This window comes from Pseudoalteromonas sp. BDTF-M6 (assembly GCF_018334135.1).
Lineage (GTDB): Bacteria > Pseudomonadota > Gammaproteobacteria > Enterobacterales > Alteromonadaceae > Pseudoalteromonas.
This window is the reverse complement of the sequence record NZ_JAGXTQ010000010.1, coordinates 22279-44725: the sequence shown is the minus strand read 5'-3', so window position 1 is coordinate 44725 and position 22447 is coordinate 22279. Positions and strand designations below refer to the sequence as shown.

Below are 22447 nucleotides of genomic sequence, written 5' to 3'. Positions count from 1 at the left end.
CCGTTGGTCACTCAGTTCAATTGAGACTCTAAATTTGTTTGCGTCATCTAGCGAACTAGAATCTGCTGTTAGAACTCAATCTGTACGAGTGCCCACACAGATGATTGCTTCATATTTTTAAAGAACATTGCGACTCGTTGTCGCTGCGGCTTTCACCGCTTCAGCACTTCGTGCCGAGGGTTGCGCATTTTACGCTTTCCCAACTTGTTGTCAACACTTAATTTTGAGAAAATTTTCATTTTTTCAAAACTGAGTTTTACTCGACTCAACCTTCACTTCGTATCGCTTGTTTGTAAGCTGTCCGCCGTGTCGGTGGATGCGCATTATAGGGAGATCGAAATTCAGATCAACACTTTTTTTAAAGATCTTTTCCGTTCGCTCAAAATATCAACAGAGCACCTTTTTTTGCTACTTAAATAACCAAATATTGGCCCGTTTTAGGGAATATAAATGAAGATCCTCCCTTTAAATGTTGCTATGTGAACTAATCTGGTTAAGATAAGGCTTTTCGTTTTGTTAAATTAATGTTTATTCCATGTATATTGGTAGATCACAATGACATCAGCTAATCTAAAAACAATTATAATCACCGTTTGTAGCGCGGTTTTAGGCTACATTCTTCTCGCTTTCGTTTTATCTACATCCTCTTTATCTGCACCATTGGCATTTGCATTGGGTGCGGCGATCACAGGGATCTTGTTGCTAGTACTTAATGGCAAAGGCGGCGTTGCAACGACAGAAGATGCCGCAGCAGACACGAAAACACTTTATGTAGGTAACCTTCCCTACCGTGCCAACGAACATATGGTTAAAGAACTATTCGAACAACACGGTATGGTGTTTAGCGTGCGCCTATTAAAAGATAAGCACACGGGTAAACGCCGTGGCTTTGGTTTTGTCGAGGTCGCGCTGAAAGATGCCGATACCATGATCAACCAGCTTAATGATAATGAATATCAGGAAAGAACGCTGAAGGTCAGAGAAGCAAAACAAAAACAAGATAACGACGAATAAAAAAAGAGGGCTAAGCCCTCTTTTTTATTGTGTACTGAATTAAGTTCGGTTAAATCCCATCACCATCTATATGCAGACCACACTCTCGGCTTAAACCGAAGAAACGTGTTTCTTCCTCGGTCATCCCCGGCTCAAGTTTGCGCGTGGTGTGTACATCACCCATAGACACGTAACCTTGCTCCCACAAAGGGTGGTAAGGCAAGTCATACTTACTTAGGTACTGATAGACGTCACGGTTACTCCACTCAATAATGGGATACACCTTAACGGTTCCTCGACTGATTTCGACAATGTTCTTGTCCTGTCGCGTGCTTGATTGCTGACGTCGCAAGCCACTGAACCAGGTTCCCGCCTCAAGCTCCTGCAAAGCCTGGGTCATGGGTTCTACTTTATTGAGCTGATTATAGAGTTTAATGCCGCCTTCACCCTGCTCCCATAACTTACCGTATTTTGCCTCTTGCCAGGCCGGACTCAACTGCGACTGATACACCTTTAAGTTAAGCTGCAAACGTTCGGTAAGCTGGTCGATAAATTGGTAGGTTTCTGGAAACAGATAACCGGTGTCGGTCAGGACCACAGGAATGTCCTTCTTAACACTGGTTACCAGGTGCAGCATTACCGCGGCCTGGATCCCAAAGCTGGAGGACAAAATATGCGTACCCGGCAAATTTTCCATCGCCCACTGCACCCTTTGCTCAGGTGTTTTCTCGGCTAAGATGGCATTGATATCGACTAACAGACTCTGCTGCTCGGCTTTATCAAGAGTTAATATCTGGCTAAATGCGCTCATTATCTTGTCCTCGCAGTGCGATTAAGCGTGAAAGTCTGTTTTTGATACCTTGACCTCTGCGACGATCCCTTGGCGGATCACAAAATCACCGAAGCCTTCCGCATCATTGCGCTCACTGGCCCAACGGCCAATTAGTTCATCAAGGGCATTGAGGTATGTCTCTTCACCCACGTTCTCCAAGTAAAGCTTGGGTATACGTGTTCCTTCGCGGTTACCGCCTAAATACAGGTTGTATTTACCCGGGCCTTTACCAACCAAGCCGGCCTCGGCCAACATAGCGCGACCACAGCCATTTGGGCAGCCGACCACACGCAAAATAATGTGATCCTCAGCAACACCATGCTTAGCCAATAAGGCTTCTGTCTTTTCAATTAGCTCAGGTAAATAACGCTCCGCTTCCGCCATAGCCAACGGGCAGGTCGGCAAGGCCACACACGCCATTGACGCCTTACGCTGCTCGGTATGTGAATCGTCGATAAGACCATGGTCACGCGCAAGGTGTTCAATCACGTCCTTTTGATCCGCAGGCACACCGGCAATGATCAGGTTTTGATTAGCCGTCATACGGAAATCCCCTTGGTGGATCTCGGCGATTTTACGGCAGCCTGTTTTCAGCGCTTTATCTGGGAAATCGAGAATACGACCATTTTGAATAAACACGGTGAGGTGGTGTTTACCATCGATACCTTCAACCCAGCCGAAACGATCGCCACGGTGAGTGAATTCATAAGGGCGACTCTGTTCAAACTTCACGCCGGCACGTTTTTCAACTTCCGCCTTAAAGGCATCGCTGCCAAAGGTATCCAGGGTATATTTGGTTTTCGCATTCTTACGGTTAACTCGGTTACCCCAGTCACGCTGTACCGACACCACGTGCTCGGCAATCGCCAAGGTGTGCTCAAGCGGCACATAGCCAAAGTCATCCGCCTTACGCGGATAGGTATTTACATCACCATGGGTCATGGCCAGGCCACCGCCAACCAAGACGTTAAAACCAACCAGCTTGCCGTTTTCAGCAATGGCCACAAAGTTTAGGTCGTTGGCATGCACATCCACTTCGTTATTCGGTGGAATGGTCACTGTGGTTTTAAATTTACGAGGCAAATAAGTCGAACCTAAGATCGGCTCTTCTGTGCTCTCGGATTTTTCACCATTTAACCAGATTTCGGCATACGCGCGGGTTTTTGGCAGCAGGTGCTCGGAGATCTTCGCCGCCCACTCGTAAGCTTCCTGGTGTAGTTCAGACTCCACGGGGTTGGTGGTGCACAGCACGTTACGGTTTACATCACCGGCGGTAGCGATTGAGTCGATGCCGACGCTATTGAGCATCTGGTGCATGTCTTTAATATTCGGCTTTAAAACACCGTGAAACTGGAATGTTTGACGGGTTGTTAGCCGAATCGAACCGTACATGGTCTTTTCTTCGGCAAACTTGTCGATGGCTAACCATTGCTCCGGCTTGATAATGCCGCCGGGCATACGGGCACGCAGCATCACGTTGTGCAAAGGTTCCAACTTTTGCTTAGCACGCTCAGGACGAATATCGCGGTCGTCTTGCTGATACATACCGTGGAAACGGATCAGCTGGAAGTTGTCGGCAGTAAAGCCACCGGTGATCTGATCCTTGAGATCCGCTTCTATGGTGCCGCGTAAAAAATTACTTTCGGTTTTTAAACGCTCATTGTCAGCAAACTTCGCCTGGGGATCGTGCTTGCTATTTGGCTTGTAATCGCTCATATCAATTCCTACATTCGGGGCGCTGACGGGCGCTTAATAAACATCTTTTTGGTAACGGTTAGCGCTGCGTAGCTCTTTCAGATACTGCTCGGCGCTGTCATCATCTTTGCCGCCATAGGCCTTGATCACATCAACTAAGGCCTGGTGCACATCTTTGGCCATGCGCGTGGCGTCACCACAGATATACACATGAGCACCCTGCTCTAACCAGGCAAAAACCTGCTCGCCCTGCTCACGGATACGGTCTTGCACATAAACCTTTTGCGCCTGGTCGCGGCTCCAGGCCACATCAACCTGAGTCAACAAACCTGACTTCAAATAGCCTTGAATTTCGGTTTGGTAGAGGAAATCCTGGGTAAAGTGTGGGTTGCCGAAAAACAGCCAGTTATTACCTTCTGCATCACGGGCTTCACGCTCTTGTAAGAAGGAGCGGAAAGGCGCAATACCTGTACCCGGACCTATCATGATCACCGGCGTATTATCGTCAGCAGGCAAACGGAAATTATCATTGTGCTCGGTAAACACCTTAATAGTCGCGCCTTCTTCGGCAAATCGACCCAGGTAACCCGAACAACCACCCAGGTGCTGCTCGCCAAAACCGTCGAACTCAACCACTGCAAGCGTCAGGTGCACTTCGTCTTCCACCTCGGCCTGACTTGAGGCAATAGAGTAAAGACGCGGCTGCACTTTGCGCAGGCTATCGACTAGCTCTTGGGCACTGACCTTGGCCGGGTTTTGGAAAATAACATCATAGGTTTGACGCGCTTCTATGTACTCGCGCATCGCCGCCTTATCTTCAACCAGAGCCAGTAACTCGGCGTTTTCAGTCAGGGCCGCGAACTTTTCTACAAAACCGGGATAAGACTGCGTGAGCTCCAGACGCTCGATTAACGCATCACGTACACTTAAGGTGTCATCGCCCAAGGCTACTTGGGTGTCGCCATCAAGTTCCAACGTAGCCAAGACCTTATCAACCTTGGTTTCATCGTTAAGGAAATACACACCCAAGGAATCGCCCGGTTGATACTGGATATCAGACCCTTCCAAAGAGATCTCAATATGACGCACGTCTTTCGTTGAGTCGCGACCGGTGATCTTCTGCACCGTCACTAACTCGGCAGCAAAAGGATTCTGCTTACTGTACTGACTCGCCGCACCGGCGGTCATCGGCATGCTCACCACATTGGCATTGGTTTGCTGGGCTTTAAGATCGGGTTCGAAGGCATCCAGGGCACCATTGATCCAAACCTCACTGTGGTCTTCATAATCCACATCCAGGTCGGCACGTTGATGGATCACCTCGGCACCCAGCTTAACTAAACGCTCTTCAAAATCTTTTGCGGTTTGGCAGAAAAACTCATAGCTGGAGTCACCTAAACCCAACACGGCAATTTTTACACCCGCTAATTTCGGTGCCTTTTTCGTGCTTAGGAATTCATACAGGGCTTCTGCATCTTCGGGCGGCTCACCCTCACCGTAGGTGGATACCACTATGCTAATAAACTGTTCTTTTTTCAGCGCCGTCGGCTTGTAATCGGCCATACTCACAAGGTTTACCGCCATACCGCGCGCTTGTGCCTGCGCTTGCAATTGTGTAGCCACACCCTTGGCATTACCTGTTTGCGAGCCATATAAAATGGTCAGAGTTGCTGCTTCTGCGACATTGCTCGCCGTGGTAGCCATACCACCGGCTAGGGCGGCACTATTAGCACTGGCGGCAAGATAACCACTGACCCAGGCTTGCTGAATTGGATTTAACTCGGCCACCAAACCTTGGAGCTTTTGCACCTGCTCCGGTGTAAGCGGGCTAGCCGCCGCGTTCAGCTGGTTTAACAACATCTTTTTTCCTCTAACCCAAAGCTGCATTGCCCTTGAGCCATGCAGTGTAAAATGTGTGTTTGCCCGGCAACAAAAAGGTCAATACCAGGCTATGGTGAGCATGAAGCATACCTAGGAGCGCTGGCAGGAAAAAAGAATAGAATCTGCTTTGTTATTCCAATTGGTTATTAATTTCGTTTTTTTCCAACAAAAACAGTTTAAAAGAGATTGCTCGATGGGTCGTAGGCCGATAAAAGCCTGAGGGTGACGGATGATTACCGACAAAGGAGTAGTAAAACAAAAAAGGCGCCACCAGGCGCCCTTCTAGATCTGTAGACCTTTACTGTTGCTCTGCGGCATAGATGGTCACTTCGATGCCGGCGCCAATAGCGGAAATACGCAATAAGGTATCGGCGCAGATCGCCTCGTTAAAACATTTAGGTGAATGCCCCGAGCTAAAACCTAAATCAAAGGTACGGCGTGAACAGCCTAACCACTGCTTAAGGGCAGCCTTAGAGCAAGACTCGATCAACTCACACAATTCATTAATGGCTTTATCCGGGCTGACTGCATCGCTATTGGCCTCAAAGCGCGCTAACTGACGGGTGTCGTCCTTGTCGTAGTGGAGCACCACGGCGCGCTTATCCAGGTCCGCAACCAGGGCACTGATATCCTGCTGCGATTCCAGCTCTAAATCAACGTTAAGAAATTGAATGTCTGCCATCTAGTGTTTTGCTCCCGTTCACGCCACAAGCCGGTTAGTTTAAATCTGCGCCATTGTGTCATATTGACCATTAATAACAAGAGCGTACACCAGGTTATCATTCCCTGGCCAAAAACATGATGAATAAACGCCTGTTTAAACATAGTTGAACAATTGATAAATAGGCGCCCATTTATGCCGGCTCTGCCCCGACATTAAGAGCGGAAGTGCTGTTTTAACAGTTGCGCAAAGGCTTGAACCTTGGCACTGCGATGCATTTGGTGATGGGTCACCAACCAGATATCGTGCTGCCAGTTCAACTCCTTGGGCAACACCGGACGCAACTGCGGATACAACCGGGCCACCTCTTTTTGCATACCGCCAATCCCCAAACCGTTGACCACGGCGCGGTTAGCATCGGAAGTCTCTGATACCCGCAGGGTAATTTGCGGCGCCGCAATATGCTCATCGACCCAGGCAAAATAGGGAACACGACTATTAAAACCGGCCACCCCGGAAATAAAATGATGTTGCTGCAATTGGCTTAGCGACTGGGGCTCTCCCATGCGTGCCAGGTAACGTTCATGGGCAAAGAGCCCTGAATCTCTGGAGCACAGGTGCTGGGCAATATAGTCTCCCTCATCCGGGCGCGGACCGGCACGCACGGCGATGTGGGCCTGACCATGATCCAGGCGCAAGCGCTTTTGATCTAAGAGTATCTCTAACTGCACCTGAGGATGGCGCTGCTGAAAAACCTCACATACGGGGGCCAGCATATCGATAAAACCACTGACCGTGGTCAAGAGTAAGGAGCCACTCAAGGTGGTATCCGCCGCCATAATGCTGCTGTGCAAAGATTCGAGTTGCTCGTTGATCTGCTCGGCACTGGCAAACAGCTTAGCGCCGGTTTCGGTGACCGTGTAGCCGCGGGCATGACGATGGAATAAACGGGTATTCAGGCTTTGTTCGAGGTGGTTAATACGCCGTAACACTGTGCTGTGATGCACCCCCAAGGCTTGCGCCGCCGAGGTTAAGGTGCCGCGGCGGGCAACCTCAAAGGCCACTTTAATATCCTGCCAATCGCTAAATTCGCTCGCCATGGGCTTTTCCTAATGTGTATATATGCACATAAGCTTTGCGTTTTTTATGCTTTTTTGCAAGTCGATTTTCTTTTAAAGTGACCACCAAGCATACAGCACACCTTGCCAAGCATAAGGATCACCACCATGTCTAACGCAAAAATTATCGCCCTAGCAGGCAGCCTACGTAACAACAGCTTTAACCACGCCGTTATCGCCCATGCCGCCGAGCTGGCAAAGCAACAAGGCGCCGAGGTAGAGGTGCTCTCTTTGGCCGAGCTCGACCTGCCTATGTTTAACGAAGACATTGAAGCTCAGGGCACGCCCGCAAACGTTAATCTTCTTAAAGACAAGTTACGTTCCGCGGATGCCATTTTGTTGGCCAATCCAGAGTATAACGGCTCGATCACCGCGGTATTAAAAAATGCCATCGACTGGGCCTCACGCACAGAGCCGGGTGCTGCACCGGCATTTCGCAATAAGGTCGTGGCCTTATTTGCCGCTTCACCCGGCGGTCTAGGTGGTCTGCGTGGCCTTAACCATGTTCGCGATATTCTTAGCGGTATCGGCGCCCTGGTACTAGGCGATCAGCTTGCCATTGGCGGTATCCACACACTGGTTGACGAGCAAGGCCGCATCAGCGACGCCGCCACCAGCGAGAAAATCAATGCGCTAACGGCACAATTGGTCTATGTCACCGAGAAACTAAACGGTTAAGCTGGAACGAAACCGATACAAGCCGATAAGATTGCTGGTTAAGAACAAGGCCTCCATCACCATGGCGACCGGCGAGCCGGCAATCACCGCAAAGGCCAACCAAAAGCAGGTGCCGAACAACATGCTGACACGCATACGCACCTGCTGCCCCTGAAAAGCCGCATAGGTTTGCAAACAACTGCCGGCCACCGCCAATAAGGACCACCAGGAATCCATTACCAAGACGCCAAGCACTAAGGCACAAAGGATAAAAAAGCGCATCAATTGCCGACGCTGATAGCGCATGCTGATGGCATACCGTACCGAGGCCAGCGCCATCAAGGCCGCCCCTGCCGGCTGTTGCAACAACACATAATGAATGGACGTCAATGCCGTCGAGGCGACCAAACAGGCCAACACATAGTGACGGCGGTAGAATTGAAACGACATTAAATCGAGCGCCACGGCAATGGCCGCGAGCACTTGTGAGATCAGATAATAGGTCATGCTTCCTCCGGGCACCGATAATGACCGGACGATGGCAAAAACGCCTTAACCTTTGTTAATTGATCCCTAATCGAGCCCGAATACGTGACAGGCTAACCGCACTGATCCCCAGATACTTGGCCACCTGCTGCAGGCTCAGCTGTGTCAGCCAGTGGCGGCGATGTTGATAGAGGTATTGGTAGCGCTGCTGCGGTGTTTGCAATAGCAAAAAGGCCTCTTTCGCTTCTTTGTACAACACCTGCTGTTTTAACAAGGCCAGTACCAGGGCTTGCCAGTTTGGTTGAGATAAGACTTGGATAGGCACGCGCAACAATTGGCTCGGTTTGAGCACTTCAATATTATATTGGGCGGCACCTTGATTAATCCAAGCGCTGTAGAGAAACACCAACTCCCCGGCAAAATAGAACTCTTTATAATGTTCAGTGCCCGCTTCATCCAGATGGGTCGCCACCAGCACGCCGGAGACAATATAGTAGGCGTATTCCTGTATCTGCCCTTGGCTCAGCAAACGCTGTCCCGGCGCCATGTCTAGGGAGGACTTATCCTGTGTCGATTCTATCTGCGCTTGCAGCTGCCGGTTGAGCTCCAGGTTGACCTCGCCCAGTCCTTCATAGGCCATGTCGGTTCCTTTAACTTGCCGACTGGCTGGCCGACTGAGCCGCTAATTTGGCTTTAATAAAATCGCCATGACTGACATAGAGCAAGTCGGCCACACGACGCACCACATGCTCCTCATGTTTATCCAGCTCGCCGTCCGCATAGGCCAGTTGCCACAAGAGTTGCACTATTTCCACCCTTTGATCGGCACTGGTATGCTCATTGATCTGCTTGGAAAAGCGAAAATAATCAATGGCCTCGTCCAGGTCTTGGGTGGCGGCTTGGATCAGGGTGCTGACTTGTGCTTGGTCCAGGGCAAAGTACTTTTGCAGTAAGGCCTGTAACACCTCTTGCTCTTGCGCCTGTAGCTCGCTGTCGGCGCGCATCACCTCGATTAACAAGGCGGCTACGGAGATATTAAAATTCGGTAACTGCGGCTGCTCAGAGGTTGCCGCTAGGGAGGTAAAGAACTGCTTAATATGCTCTAACATGGCAGGGCCCTCGGTAAGTGTTACACTCACTGTAAAGGATACATGGCGTACAGACAACAGGGGCCGTTAATGACATTGAATACACGCCTGCTGGCAAGCTTGTCGATCTTGCTGGCAGCCAGTAGCTACGCGCAAGCACCTGAGGGCAAGCGCGAGAAGCTTTATGACTTCGACGAAAAGGTCCATTACTACCAAACCAAGCTGGCAGATAAACGTTATCGTCTGGAAGTGGTTGCCGATGACTACCAACACTTTCAACGCCAAAGCGTGTTTTTGCTGCGTCACGCCCGCAAACTCTGCCGCACAGGCTCCTTTAAGATCCTGGTGTTTGAAGGCGTGCAGGAATACGACCGCTTCCCTACAAACCCCCGCGCCTATGAACCCAATCTACTTACCGAAGTACAGTGTGACTAGTCACTATATCCCCAAGGCGCGGCTGGCGCTGCAATGGGCTTGGTCAGGTCAAAGTCGACACGAAACTCACGCCCTTCGCGTACTAAGCGGTAAGTGAACTTTTCAGGGTAGATATACATTTGCCAGGTGTTACCGATGGACTGGGGAATACCCTGGGCCACAAACAGTTCTTTGGAATATTGATCCGCCGGGAAAGACTGCACATTGGCATAGCCGGCATCCAAAGTATGACCGCCATACATGGTTGACGCGTCATCCGTGCCATCTTCATGGCGGTGATCATGCTTCAAGCTCAAACCGCTGCCTGTTTTAGTGATAATCCAGGTACGTGAAGCATCCTCACCCACGTGAAAGGGAACTTGTAATTCTCGCTCTGTGCATCGACGAACATGCATGACCAATTTCGCCTCGCTAAAACTGCTTGGCCCGGCGTTATCAACGCTCACCTTCCCTTCATAGGCTTTGCCACAATGCGCCTTAATCTTGTCAAAAAACGCATCCTGAGTAGGGATAGACACTAAAGGGGCTGGGCGTGCAGCGGCCGTGGTACTCAAAGTTATTACGGCCGCACTAATGGCAAGGGCTAATTTCATGCTGTTCATCCATTACAAAAATAAAGCGCCATAGTAGCGCTTTAATTATGTGTATTGCGAGTTTTTGAGATTATTGCCAAGGACGCTCGGCCTGTAACTGCTGCTCAAAGGCCTCGATTTGCGGATTAAATTGCTCGGTGACGCCGATAAAGTCCAGGCCGCTAAGCAAACGCTCCTTAATATCGCCGCGTACCTCAAAGGCAATGGGCGCAAAGGCCGGGCTCAGCAATTGCTGGTTTTGCAGATCAACCTCGATATGCAAGGGCGTGTCGCCCTGCGCCAGGGCAAATAAGGCGTCGAGTTGCTCGCCGGGCAAGGTAATGGCCAGCATCTGGTTATTGGCACAGTTATTAAAGAAAATGTCGGCAAAGCTTTCGGCAATGATCACGCTGAAACCGTATTGCTTTAACGCCCAGGGCGCGTGCTCACGGGATGAACCACAACCAAAGTTATCGCGACTCAGCAGCACGCTGGCGCCCTGGTATTGTGGATAGTTAAGCACAAAGCTCGGATCCGGGTCACCGCTTTCCAGGTAACGCCAATCGTAAAACAAGGCCTTATCAAAACCATCACGACTGGTGGAGGTCAAAAACTGTTTTGGAATTATCTGATCCGTATCGACATTATTTTTATCCAAAGGGGCGACTAACCCAGTGTGAAAATAGCTCATGAGTTGGCTCCTTGAATATCGACGAAGTGACCGGCAATGGCGGCCGCGGCGGCCATGGCTGGGCTGACCAAATGGGTGCGACCACCGCGTCCCTGACGGCCTTCAAAATTACGGTTTGAGGTTGAGGCACAGCGCTTACCCGGCGCTAAGCGATCATCATTCATCGCCAGGCACATGGAGCAACCGGGCTCGCGCCATTCAAAACCAGCGGCCTTAAAGATTTCCGCCAGGCCTTCTTCTTCCGCTTGTTTTTTCACTAGTCCTGAGCCGGGCACAATCAAGGCTTCAATGCCAGAGGCTACCTGCTTACCGGCAACAATCTCGGCGGCAGCGCGTAAGTCCTCGATACGGCTATTGGTACAGGAGCCGATAAACACGGTATCGACTCGGACCTCACTCAACTTTTGCCCCGGCTTAAGATCCATGTATTTCAAAGCGCTGCGAATGGCATCGGCCTTGATTAAATCTGCCTCTTGCTGCGGATCGGGAATAGGCTCATTCACGCCTATGACCTGCTCCGGACTGGTACCCCAGGTGATTTGCGGCTGGACTGAGGCGGCGTCTATTTCGATGACCTTATCAAACACCGCATCGGCGTCACTGCGCAAGGTCTGCCAGTAAGCCACGGCGGCGGCAAAGTCTTCTCCACGCGGCGCAAACGGACGGCCCTCGAGGTAAGCATAAGTTTTTTCATCCGGGGCGATTAAGCCAGCCTTGGCTCCCATTTCTATGCTCATATTGCACAGCGTCATGCGCGCTTCCATAGACAAGGCTTCAATGCCGGTGCCGCAGAACTCGGCCACATAACCGGTGCCACCGGCAGTGCCCAATTGACCTATCACCGCCAAGATTAAATCTTTTGCCGTCACAGTAGGGCGTAGAACGCCATTGACTTGAATTTTTAACGACTTGGCTTTTTTCTGCTGCAAGGTCTGGGTAGCCAGCACGTGTTCAACCTCGGAAGTACCAATGCCGTGCGCCAGGGCACCAAAGGCACCATGGGTGGAGGTATGGCTATCACCACAGACTATGGTAGTGCCGGGCAAGGTGATACCCTGCTCGGGCCCCATAACATGGACGATACCCTGGTTAATAGAATCAAGATCGTACAAGACGATGCCGAATTCTTTGCAGTTTTGCGCCAAGGCCTGCAACTGGTTACGCGACACCTCGCTGGCGGCCTCCAGTGAGCGGCTCTTGGTGGAAACGTTATGATCCATGGTGGCAAAGGTTTTTTGCGGGCAACGCACCGGGCGGTTTTTCTCGCGCAGACCGGCAAAGGCCTGAGGCGAGGTCACCTCATGCACCAGGTGACGGTCGATATAAAGCAAATCGGTTTGTTCGTTTAAGTGGGCAACACAATGCGCCTGCCAAATTTTGTCGTATAGGGTCTGGGCCACTTGCTGGTTCCTCATTCTCGGTTAAATACGCTCAACAATGGCCTTGGCCACATCTTTGGTGCTATAGCCCGCGTGCGGGAAAATATCCGGGGTGCCGACACCGGCGGCCACCGCTTCGGCCACCGCTTTTTCAATGCGCCGCGCCGCCTCGTCCTGGCCCAGGGAATAACGCAACATCAAAGCTGCACTCAAAATCTGCGCTATGGGGTTAGCAATGCCCTGACCGGCAATGTCCGGGGCCGAACCACCAGCCGGTTCATACAGGCCAAAACCGGATTGATTCAGGCTCGCCGACGGCAGCAAGCCCATGGAGCCGGTGATCATCGCACACTCGTCGGAAAGGATATCGCCGAACAGGTTATCGCAGAGCAGCACATCAAACTGGCTGGGTTGTTTAACCAACTGCATGGCGGCGTTATCGATATAAATATGATCCAGAGTGACATCCGGGTAGTCACGACTCACCTCATTAACCACCTCACGCCATAGCACGCTGGTTGCCAACACATTGGCCTTATCCACCGAAGTCACATGATTTCGACGCAGGCGCGCGGCATCAAAGGCAAAACGGGCGATGCGCTCAATTTCTTCACGAGAATAAGTCTGGGTGTCAAACGCTGCTTCCTTCACACCCGTGCCACTACGACCCTTTTCACCAAAATAAATGCCGCCTGTTAGCTCACGCACACACAAAATATCGAAACCGTTGGCGCTGATGTCCTGCCGTAGCGGCGACGAGTGACTTAACGCCGGTAATAGTTGTGCCGGACGCAGGTTACAAAACAAGCCAAAGTGTTTGCGCAGCGGCAACAAAGAAGCCCGCTCCGGCTGTTTTTCCGGTGGCAAGCCCTCCCATTTGGGACCACCGACGGCACCAAACAAAATAGCGTCGGCACGTTCGCAGGCTGTTAGCGTGTGCGCCGGCAAGGCTTCACCAAATTGATCGATGGCGCAACCGCCTACCGCATGGTGATCCAGGGTTAAGGCAAAGCCAAACACCTCACTGGTTGCCGCTAAAACCTGCTCGGCCGCCGCCATTACTTCAGGGCCAATGCCGTCGCCCGCTAACACGGCGATCCTATAACTTTGTTGACTCATCCTGCTTTCCTTTGTTGCTTTAAGTTCGAAACCTGCTGGGCTCGATGAATAATGTTGTACACACGCACCATGGCATGCACCGAGGCTTCGACTATGTCTGCCGCCAGGCCCGCGCCGTGATAGGTACGCCCTTGATATTTAGCAATAATATCCACTTGTCCTAAAGAGCTGGCGCCCTGCCCGGTGGCATCCAGGTTGTATTCGATCACCTCCACATCCATGCCGGTTAAACGGGCCAAGGCGGCAAACGAGGCTTCGACCGGACCATTGCCCGTGGCCGCTTCTTGTTTCTGCTCGCCGGCCACACTAAGGCCGATAGTCGCAGTGGCTACGGATTGGGAGTTTGAAGTGGCATTGACATACTGCAATTGGTAATGCTGGTCCTTATCGCGAATTTGATTAAAGTAGATCATCGCTTCCAGGTCGTAGTCATACACAGTGCCCTTTTGGTCGGCCAGCTCCAAGAAGCTGGTATACAAGCTGTCCATATCATAGTCGTCGCTATGATAACCAAGCTCACTTAGGCGGTGCTCTATCACATGACGACCGGAGCGCGAGGTCATATTTAACTGGTTGCTGGGCACGCCGACGCTTTCCGGCGACATGATTTCATAGGTGTTTTGCGCCTTTAGCACCCCATCCTGGTGGATACCCGAGCTATGGGCAAAGGCGTTTTCACCGACAATGGCCTTGTTTGGCTGCACCGGCATATTGCAGATTTTCGCCACCTGACGTGAAGCCCGATAAATCTCCTCGCTGCGAATATCCGTGCTCACCTTAAGGTGGTCTTGGCGCATCTTCATGATCATCGCCACCTCTTCTAATGAGCAGTTACCGGCGCGCTCACCTATGCCATTGACCGTGCATTCGATTTGTCGCGCCCCCGCTTGCACGGCGGCAATGGAATTAGCCACCGCCAAGCCCAAGTCGTTGTGGCAATGTACGCTAAGGCGCGCTTTATCTATGTTTGGCACGTTATTCATTAAATGATGGATCATCGCAGCATACTCATCCGGAGTGACGTAACCCACGGTATCCGGCAGGTTGATGGTACTGGCACCGGCGGCAATGGCCTGCTCGACGATACGGCAAAGATGATCATGGGGCGTGCGCCCGGCATCTTCGCAGGAAAACTCCACATCGTCGGTGAAGTTACGGGCCTGCTTAATGGCCTTCACCGCCATGGCGGTGGCATCGTCTAACGACATTCGTAACTTGTGTTCTAAATGCAATGGGCTAGTGGCGATAAAGGTATGAATTCGCCCCTGCTGCGCCGGTTTTAAGGCCTCGCCGCAGGCTTCGATGTCTTTGGCCACCGCTCGCGCCAAGCCGCAGATCACCGGCCCTTTTACTTCGCTGGCAATACGCTGCACGGCACGAAAGTCCGCGGGACTGGAAACCGGAAAGCCCACCTCCATCACATCAACATTAAGGCGACTGATGGCATGAGCGAGCTGCAGCTTGTCGTCTTCGGTCAAACTTGCCTTCAGTGCCTGCTCACCATCGCGTAAGGTGGTGTCAAAGATCCAAACCTTGTCTTGCATTTTCTGTCCTCATCCTCAGTGCCCAATGCCAAAAATATCAATGCTAGAAATAAAAAACCCCGCATGTTGCGGGGTCTTATTGAGTTTCTGTGTCACACACAGCCAACGCGCTACGCCCCGCAGTCTTGCTCTAGGAGCAGCAGAGTGAGTAGACGAGTAATTGACTGATTAATGTGCATCATGGGTATTCGTTCGTTAGTAAGTTGGCTAATTTTTAACACTAACCCAGGGGTCCAGGCAAGCATAAAAAATCCAATAAAAACGAATAAAAGCCCCTCGTAAAGGAAAATAATTCCAGCAATCGAATTAAATCGGGATATAAAAACCAAGGTGGGAATAGATAGCACAGAGACTAGCTCCGTGCTGCGGGATCCCTGCGTATATTATTTTATTTTAATGGCAGGGCTTATTTGCTGTTTTTTTGCGCGTAATGATAACCACCAAAGGAAATATATCTGAGTTGCCACTGCAAGCGCTCCACCAACTCCTCGCGGGCCTGGCCTTCTAAGTCCAGCGCTTCGGCACCCGAGGTAAAGACGATGGTGACCATGGCTTCGGCCTGCATATAGGCATGATGGCTATCGCACTGGGTTTCCCCTTCGAGGTAATGCGCCAGCTCCAGGATAAAGTGCTTAATCTCGCGGGCAACGGCGGAACGAAATGCCTTTGAGGTACCCGAGCGCTCCCGCAGCAGCAGTCGAAACTGGTTGGGCTGGTTATCGATAAACTCCATAAAGGTGAGCACCGAGGTGGAGATCACGCTGCCGCCAATAGCAATACGACGACGAGCCTGGCGCATCAGCTGACGCAGGGTCAAACCGGCCTCATCAACCATGGTCAAACCCAGCTCATTCATGTCTTTAAAATGGCGATAGAAAGAAGTTGGGGCAATGCCGGCTTCCCGGGCTACCTCACGCAAACTGAGATTTGAAAAACTATGCTCAGCGCTCAATTGGTTAAAAGCCGCCGCAATCAATGCTTGACGGGTTTTCATTTTTTGCTGGGCACGAACTCCGGCCATGGTTGCCACCTAAGCTGATAAAAACTCAAGTCTAATACTTGACGCTAAGAGATTGAACCTCTATTTTAGCGTACACTTGTACGCTGAGATTTTTTATTAATGAAAAAACCACCTCTTTTATGGCTTAATGTGCTGTTTTTCAGCCTATCCTTTTTGGCCGCGATTACCCTGGTTCCCTGGTACGGTATAACCCATGGCTACAGTGCTACCCATTGGTGGGCCTTTGTCGCCTGTATGTTTTTCGCCGGTCTTTCAATCACCGCCGGATATCACCGTTTGTGGGCCCATAAAGCCTATGAGGTGCACCCAGTTATTGAAGTTATCTTTGCACTCGGCGGCGCCTTTGCCCTGCAAAACAGCGCCCTGCATTGGAGCAGCGATCACAGGGTACACCATGGTCAGGTGGACGATCCGGTCAAGGATCCCTATGCCGCTACCCGAGGTTTCTGGTATAGCCATATCGGCTGGATGCTGCGCGATTATCAGGGCGAAGCCTACGGCAATTACAGCAATGCCCGCGACCTGCAACGCAACAAGGTAGTGATGTGGCAACACAGACATTATATGAAGTTGGTGGTCTTGATGAATTTAGGCCTGCCCTTGCTCCTGGGGGTTATTTTTGGCGACATCATCGGCATGCTGTTACTGGCGGGCTTATTGCGCTTGGTGTTATCACAACACTTTACCTTCTTTATCAATTCCCTCGCCCATATTTGGGGTTCGCGTCCCTACACCCAAAAAAATACCGCCCGTGATAATGGCCTGCTGGCACTACTTACCTATGGCGAGGGCTATCATAACTTCCACCATATTTTTGCCAGCGACTATCGCAACGGCATTCGTTGGTGGCACTACGACCCGACCAAGTGGATGATCCGAACCCTTGCCTATGTGGGGCTAGCGAAAAAGCTCAAGCGCACCCCAGTAGAGCGCATTGAACAGGCCAAGGCACAAACCTTGCTGACTAAAACCAAGGTCGAACTTGCCGCTATGGAAGTTGCTCATGATAAACTAGCGCTTCTGCAAAACGAGTATGAAATATTACTGAAAAAGCTGCAGCATTTTTGCCAGGCACAGAAGCAGGTACTTGAAGCAAAAAAGAATTCGATGCTGCAACAATGCGAAAAATCCGCTTTAATGAAGCAATATCATGAATTAGAAGATGCGTGGCAAACACAAAAGCAAGCCTGGTTAGCGTTAAATGCGCGCTTACTTAAGGCGCATAGCTAAGGCTAGGCAAGTTGCCAAGTATCAAGGGTAAAGGAGTGAGCGTGGCCAAACAAACCACAAGTAAGAAGAAACCCGAGGCGTCATACCAGTATGACGCCATTATTATTGGCACCGGACCGGGGGGCGAAGGCACCGCCATGAACCTGGCCAAAAGCAATAAAAAGGTGGCGGTGATCGAACGCCAGCGTGCCGTCGGCGGCGGTTGCGTGCATTGGGGCACTATTCCTTCCAAAGCCCTGCGCCACTCGGTTAGTCGTTATATCGAATACAAGGCCAACCCCTTGTTCCATATCTCCGAGCGCCCAAGCCGTCTCACCTTTGGCGATATCCTGCACCACACCAGTGCGGTGATCTCCAAACAATCAAACTTGCGCAGTAGCTTTTATGAGCGTAACCGCATCGATCTCTATCAAGGTGATGCCAGCTTTATCGACAAGCACACGGTGCAAGTGCAACACCAGGATGGAACAATTGAGCAGCTGAGCGCGCCCACCATAGTGATCGCCACAGGTTCGCGTCCATATCGTCCGGCAGATATCGACTTTAATCATCCCCGCGTCTATGACAGCGACACCATTTTAAACCTGCAGCACGATCCACAACGCATCCTGATCTATGGTGCTGGTGTGATTGGTTGTGAGTACGCTTCTATTTTCAAAGGCTTAGGCACCAAGGTTGATTTGGTCAACACCCGAGACCGATTGCTGGCCTTTATGGACGACGAAATTTCTGATGCCCTGAGCTATCACTTTTGGAACAGTGGCATCTTTATTCGCCATAACGAGGAGTTCGATCGCGTCGAAGCGCGCGACGACGGCATCATTATGCACATGAAATCAGGCAAACGGGTTAAGGCCGACTGCCTGCTCTTTGCCAATGGCCGCACCGGTAACACAGACACATTAAACCTGGCGGCGGTGGGCTTAAAGGCCGACAGTCGTGGCCAACTTAAGGTCAACGAAAGTTATCAAACCGAAGTCGGTAATATTTATGCGATCGGTGATGTTATAGGCTATCCAAGCCTGGCCAGTGCAGCCTTCGACCAGGGTCGTATCTGTGCCGATGCCATAGTTAAAGGCGAATGTAACGAAAAGCTGATCATCGATATCCCCGCCGGCATTTATACCATCCCAGAAATGAGCTCAGTGGGTAAAACCGAACAGCAGCTTACCGCGGCGAAAATTCCTTACGAGGTGGGCCGCGCCCAGTTTAAACATTTGGCGCGGGCACAAATTGCTGGTACAGAGGTAGGCAGCCTGAAAATTTTATTCCATAGCGAAACCAAAGAAGTACTGGGTGTACACTGCTTTGGCGAGCGCGCCTCGGAGATAGTGCATATCGGCCAGGCCATCATGGAGCAGAAAAATGGCGGCAACAATGTCGAGTATTTCGTCAACACCACCTTTAACTACCCGACCATGGCCGAAGCTTACCGGGTGGCGGCATTGAATGGTCTTAATCGCTTAGTTTGATATAGATTAAAAAAATACTCTCTATAAACACCAAAATGGGCCTTGTGCCCATTTTTTATCATTCAGCCCTTGTTCAACTGTAAAATTCTTGTAAACTCGATGATATAAGAAGAAAAAGTTAGGGAAAGGGAATGAAAATACGTGCATTTGGTCTTTGTGCAGCATTAAGTTTGGCAAGTTTCGCCACATTCGCCGATTATTCCAGCGCTCAGAAAGATCTCAAAAATGAAGATTACGCTGCGGCCTTTACTGAATTTAAGAAGCTCGCCGAACAAGGTCACCCTCAGGCCATGTTTGAACTGGCCAAGCTCTATGAGCAAGGCCAAGGAACCGACGCCGACATATACAGTGCTTTTTCTTGGTACATGCTTGCCCTCGATTACGGTAACGAAGATGCCAAAGATCGCTATCGTGAAATCCGCCGTGAAGTGCCTTCTCGTAAAGATGGTAAAGACCACTACAAAGCGCTTTCATACAAATTCGGCTTTGATCAGCACCAACGCACCCTGGCTCCGATAAAAGATAAATCCGGCCACAATGCCCGCTATATCACAATTAAAGAAAAGGTTAATCCGACCTATAACGACGAGGCTGGCATTCAAAGCGCCTGGGCGACGGTCAGTTTTGACGTTAATCAGCAGGGTAAAGTAATTAACGAACGAGTGATTGCCTCCTTCCCGAAAGGGGTTATCGATGACGCCGCCTTAGAAGCCATCGCTCAATGGCAATACAATGTGCCCAACGACTACAGCGGTGAACCGCAAGCGGTATTCGATCTAACCCACACCTTCGAGCTGCAAAGCAACAAGAGCAATTACCGTCGCGAATATAAGTCGCAATTGGCGGAATACACTCAAAAACTTAAAGCCCTTGCAGATAAGGGCAATAATTACGCCCAGGCTCGTTATGCCATGATGTTGGAAGCCGACTTGGTGGAAAACAGCAAAGAGCATTACCTGGACTGGTATTACCTCGCCGCCATTAACGGCAACTATGATGCGCAATTATGGCTGGTACGCTGCTTCGAATATGGCACCGCCTGTAAAGCCGATAAGAAAAAAGCGTATAACTGGTTAGAAGTGGCCAGCCACAGTGGGAACGAGCGCGCGCAATATCAGTTGGCCAACAAGTTGCTCGACTATGAAACGGTTCATTATGACCTGGATAAAGCGGCAAAAATTCTTAAAGAAGCGACGCATCAGCAGTATCTGCCGGCGATGATAGCCTACGCCAAACTACTGGCCTTTGCCGATAAAGAGTCGATCCGCAACTATGAAGAAGCGGTAAAATACGCCGAACTTGCCCGTGCTGAAGCACCGGATAACCCGGTACTGCTTTCGGTGTTGGGTGTTGCCTACAGCGAATTGGGCCGCATGCAGCAAGGTGAAAAATACCTGCGCCAGGCCTACGACGAAGCTAAACGCCGCAACTGGCCAACGCAAAATTACCTGGAGCTGATGGAAGGCCGCGCCTCAATGATGGCCAACGGCACCAGTCTGATTTACTAAAGGCTAGCTAACAGATACAAAAAAGCCCGCAACTGCGGGCTTTTTCTTTTTTATCTTTAAGTGGTTACTTATGGTATTGCGCGCTCAGCTCATGCACGGCGTTGATAAAGGCACCGGCGTGCTCAGGATCAACATCCGGAGTAATACCGTGGCCCAGGTTAAAGACATGACCACTGCCATGGCCAAAACCGGCCAGAATAGACGCGACTTCTTCGCGAATGCGCTCAGGCGAAGCGTGCAGCATAGACGGGTCCATATTGCCCTGTAGTGCAACCTTATCGCCTACACGACGCTTGGCATCGGCAATATCTATGGTCCAGTCCAAACCAATGGCATCACAGCCGGTCGCGGCAATCTTCTCGATCCACTGACCACCGCTCTTGGTAAACAGGGTTACCGGCACCTTACGGCCGTCGTTTTCACGAATTAGGCCATCAACGATCTTGTGCATGTAACGTAATGAAAACTCTTCATAGTCACGCGGGCTTAATACCCCACCCCAGGAATCGAAAATCATCAAGGATTGCGCACCGGCTTTTACCTGAGCATTCAGATAGCTGGTTACCGAGTCGGCGAGCTTGTCGAGCAACAGATGCAGAGTTTTTGGCTCGGCAAAGGCCATTTTTTTAATCTTGCCGAAGGTCTTGCTTGAACCGCCCTCAACCATATAGGTCGCCAGCGTCCAAGGAGAGCCAGAGAAACCAATTAAAGGCACTTCGCCCTTAAGCTCACGACGAATGGTGCGTACCGCGTTCATCACATAGCCTAGCTCGTCTTCCGGATCGGGAATGGCGATCTTGGCCACATCCGCATAACTCGTTACCGGACGCTCAAATTTAGGGCCTTCACCGGTTTCAAAGTACAGCCCCAAACCCATGGCATCGGGAATGGTAAGAATGTCGCTGAATAGAATCGCCGCATCCAAAGGATAACGACGTAATGGCTGTAAAGTTACCTCACAAGCGAGCTCGGCATTTTTACATAAGCTCATAAAGTCCCCGGCCTGGGCGCGGGTAGCGCGATACTCTGGCAAATAGCGACCGGCCTGACGCATCATCCATACCGGCGTCTTATCGACGGGCTGTTTTGCTAAAGCACGTAAATAACGATCATTTTTCAATTCGCTCATGGCATAACTCTTTCGGTTCAAATTTTAATTGGGCGGGATTCTACCATAACCTAGATTCACTATGATGAAATAGATCAGGGAAATGCACATTTGTGCGTCAGCAAATGTGAAGCTTGATAAAAAAATGTAAATTTTTTTGTTAAAAGAACTTGCAACGCTTATACGACCTTGGTATAACTAATGCCGTTCTAGAGAATAATAATAAAAAGTTAGAACAAACATAATAAAAAGAAGCTCGTACAACGAGACTGCTAAAGAAATTCGGCCACCCTTGCGGTGGCTTTTTCTTTTCTAGCGCCCTAATTATCTAAGCTGCCGATTGCAATCATCCGACCTCCGCCCTGTAATAATCTGAAATAATAATTCTGAAAAATAGGTTGACCTTTGCCTCAGATTTCCTTTTTATAGGAGGTAACGCCAGAGAGGTTAGGAGAGCAGTGATGTTATCGCAATTGGAAAAAGCACAAGAAAAATGGGGCGGTAGCCATAGCGTCATCGATAAGTGGTTAACAGACCGCCAGGAGCTATTGGTTCAGTACTGTGGCTTAGCGGGCCCGGCACACCACGGTAAGCATGATCAGGCATTACCGGAGCAGGCCAACATCCAGAGTTTTTGCCAATTATTGATGGACTATCTCTCAGCCGGCCACTTTGAAATCTACGACGACATTGTTAAGCAATGCGAAAGCCGCGGCGAAGACAGCCTGAAGCTGGCGCGCTCCTTGTATCCGCAAATTTCCGCAACCACAGATATCGCCCTCGACTTTAACGATAACTACGCGGAAACCAAAAGCGACGATTTACTGGAGAACTTCGATAAAGACCTGTCGCAGCTAGGCGAAGCACTGAGCATTCGCTTTGAACTGGAAGATGAGTTGATCCATAACCTCTACACCAATCACACTTAATTCAATACACAAAAAAGCCCCGCTCATT

General features: G+C 50.5%; 22 protein-coding genes. 7 read left to right on the top strand and 15 right to left on the bottom strand.

All coding sequences use genetic code 11. The features are described 5' to 3' along the window. Positions 1-555 precede the first annotated feature (555 nt). Positions 556-1014, top strand: coding sequence for an RNA recognition motif domain-containing protein (locus KD147_RS16530; protein ID WP_105254013.1), 459 nt, complete (start codon positions 556-558; stop codon positions 1012-1014). A gap of 49 nt (positions 1015-1063) precedes the next feature. Here KD147_RS16530 and KD147_RS16525 read toward each other — a convergent pair whose 3' ends face one another. The 5 genes from KD147_RS16525 to KD147_RS16505 form a co-directional block, all read right to left on the bottom strand. Further along, on the bottom strand, positions 1064-1804 hold the full coding sequence (locus KD147_RS16525; protein ID WP_212548560.1) for a phosphoadenylyl-sulfate reductase: 741 nt from the start codon (positions 1802-1804) through the stop codon (positions 1064-1066). 21 nt (positions 1805-1825) lie between these two features. Then, entirely contained in the window at positions 1826-3541 is a 1716-nt protein-coding gene (gene cysI / locus KD147_RS16520; RefSeq protein WP_105254015.1) for an assimilatory sulfite reductase (NADPH) hemoprotein subunit, read from the bottom strand. 33 nt (positions 3542-3574) lie between these two features. Beyond that, positions 3575-5380 (bottom strand): assimilatory sulfite reductase (NADPH) flavoprotein subunit, encoded by a 1806-nt coding sequence (locus tag KD147_RS16515; RefSeq protein WP_212548559.1) that lies wholly within the window; start codon positions 5378-5380, stop codon positions 3575-3577. A 319-nt stretch (positions 5381-5699) separates the two neighbouring features. Continuing rightward, complete coding sequence (locus KD147_RS16510) at positions 5700-6083, bottom strand: hypothetical protein (RefSeq protein ID WP_212548558.1); 384 nt, start codon at positions 6081-6083, stop codon at positions 5700-5702. Between the two features lie 194 nt (positions 6084-6277). Further along, positions 6278-7162, bottom strand: coding sequence for a LysR family transcriptional regulator (locus KD147_RS16505; RefSeq protein WP_105254018.1), 885 nt, complete (start codon positions 7160-7162; stop codon positions 6278-6280). Between the two features lie 126 nt (positions 7163-7288). On the opposite strand from KD147_RS16505, the gene KD147_RS16500 reads away from it, so the two are divergent. Then, positions 7289-7858, top strand: a complete 570-nt coding sequence (locus KD147_RS16500; protein WP_105254019.1) for an NADPH-dependent FMN reductase — start codon at positions 7289-7291, stop codon at positions 7856-7858. Here the strand turns inward: KD147_RS16500 and KD147_RS16495 are convergent. The 3 genes from KD147_RS16495 to KD147_RS16485 are packed head-to-tail and all read right to left on the bottom strand — an operon-like array spanning position 7847 to position 9432. Beyond that, positions 7847-8344: a YgjV family protein gene (locus KD147_RS16495; protein ID WP_105254020.1), complete on the bottom strand. Its 498-nt coding sequence runs from the start codon at positions 8342-8344 to the stop codon at positions 7847-7849. The genes KD147_RS16500 and KD147_RS16495 overlap by 12 nt on opposite strands. A 55-nt stretch (positions 8345-8399) precedes the next feature. Beyond that, positions 8400-8963: a Crp/Fnr family transcriptional regulator gene (locus KD147_RS16490; protein WP_212548557.1), complete on the bottom strand. Its 564-nt coding sequence runs from the start codon at positions 8961-8963 to the stop codon at positions 8400-8402. Positions 8964-8973: 10 nt separating this feature from the next. Continuing rightward, positions 8974-9432, bottom strand: a complete 459-nt coding sequence (locus KD147_RS16485; protein WP_212548556.1) for a tellurite resistance TerB family protein — start codon at positions 9430-9432, stop codon at positions 8974-8976. A gap of 69 nt (positions 9433-9501) precedes the next feature. On the opposite strand from KD147_RS16485, the gene KD147_RS16480 reads away from it, so the two are divergent. Then, on the top strand, positions 9502-9846 hold the full coding sequence (locus KD147_RS16480) for a hypothetical protein (RefSeq protein WP_212548555.1): 345 nt from the start codon (positions 9502-9504) through the stop codon (positions 9844-9846). Here KD147_RS16480 and KD147_RS16475 read toward each other — a convergent pair. From KD147_RS16475 to fabR, 6 genes are all read right to left on the bottom strand, one after another. Continuing rightward, positions 9843-10439, bottom strand: coding sequence for a hypothetical protein (locus KD147_RS16475; protein WP_212548554.1), 597 nt, complete (start codon positions 10437-10439; stop codon positions 9843-9845). The two genes, KD147_RS16480 and KD147_RS16475, sit on opposite strands and share 4 nt — an antisense overlap. Positions 10440-10509: 70 nt before the next feature. After that, on the bottom strand, positions 10510-11109 hold the full coding sequence (leuD, locus tag KD147_RS16470) for a 3-isopropylmalate dehydratase small subunit (RefSeq protein ID WP_105254025.1): 600 nt from the start codon (positions 11107-11109) through the stop codon (positions 10510-10512). Continuing rightward, on the bottom strand, positions 11106-12509 hold the full coding sequence (gene leuC / locus KD147_RS16465) for a 3-isopropylmalate dehydratase large subunit (protein WP_105254026.1): 1404 nt from the start codon (positions 12507-12509) through the stop codon (positions 11106-11108). The genes leuD and leuC overlap by 4 nt, the downstream gene beginning before the upstream one ends. 21 nt (positions 12510-12530) lie before the next feature. Continuing rightward, a complete protein-coding gene (leuB, locus tag KD147_RS16460; RefSeq protein ID WP_105254027.1) occupies positions 12531-13607 on the bottom strand; it encodes a 3-isopropylmalate dehydrogenase in 1077 nt (358 codons plus the stop codon). Further along, positions 13604-15151 carry a 2-isopropylmalate synthase gene (gene leuA / locus KD147_RS16455; protein ID WP_212548553.1) on the bottom strand — a complete coding sequence of 516 codons (1548 nt, stop codon included), beginning with the start codon at positions 15149-15151 and terminating at the stop codon, positions 13604-13606. The genes leuB and leuA overlap by 4 nt, the downstream gene beginning before the upstream one ends. A 406-nt stretch (positions 15152-15557) precedes the next feature. Beyond that, positions 15558-16172 carry an HTH-type transcriptional repressor FabR gene (gene fabR, locus KD147_RS16450; protein ID WP_105254030.1) on the bottom strand — a complete coding sequence of 205 codons (615 nt, stop codon included), beginning with the start codon at positions 16170-16172 and terminating at the stop codon, positions 15558-15560. Positions 16173-16271: 99 nt separating this feature from the next. On the opposite strand from fabR, the gene KD147_RS16445 reads away from it, so the two are divergent. The 3 genes from KD147_RS16445 (at position 16272) to KD147_RS16435 (ending at position 20382) form a co-directional block, all read left to right on the top strand. Then, positions 16272-17402 (top strand): acyl-CoA desaturase, encoded by a 1131-nt coding sequence (locus KD147_RS16445; protein ID WP_212548552.1) that lies wholly within the window; start codon positions 16272-16274, stop codon positions 17400-17402. Positions 17403-17443: 41 nt separating this feature from the next. Next, the gene (sthA, locus tag KD147_RS16440) at positions 17444-18874 is read left to right on the top strand and encodes a Si-specific NAD(P)(+) transhydrogenase (protein ID WP_212548551.1); all 1431 of its coding nucleotides are present in this window, start codon (positions 17444-17446) and stop codon (positions 18872-18874) included. A 131-nt stretch (positions 18875-19005) separates the two neighbouring features. Beyond that, positions 19006-20382 (top strand): TonB family protein, encoded by a 1377-nt coding sequence (locus tag KD147_RS16435; RefSeq protein ID WP_212548550.1) that lies wholly within the window; start codon positions 19006-19008, stop codon positions 20380-20382. A gap of 64 nt (positions 20383-20446) precedes the next feature. Here the strand turns inward: KD147_RS16435 and hemE are convergent, their stop codons facing one another. After that, positions 20447-21511, bottom strand: coding sequence for a uroporphyrinogen decarboxylase (gene hemE / locus KD147_RS16430; RefSeq protein WP_105190295.1), 1065 nt, complete (start codon positions 21509-21511; stop codon positions 20447-20449). 440 nt (positions 21512-21951) lie between these two features. On the opposite strand from hemE, the gene rsd reads away from it, so the two are divergent. Then, on the top strand, positions 21952-22419 hold the full coding sequence (gene rsd, locus KD147_RS16425) for a sigma D regulator (protein ID WP_105254034.1): 468 nt from the start codon (positions 21952-21954) through the stop codon (positions 22417-22419). Positions 22420-22447: the final 28 nt, after the last annotated feature.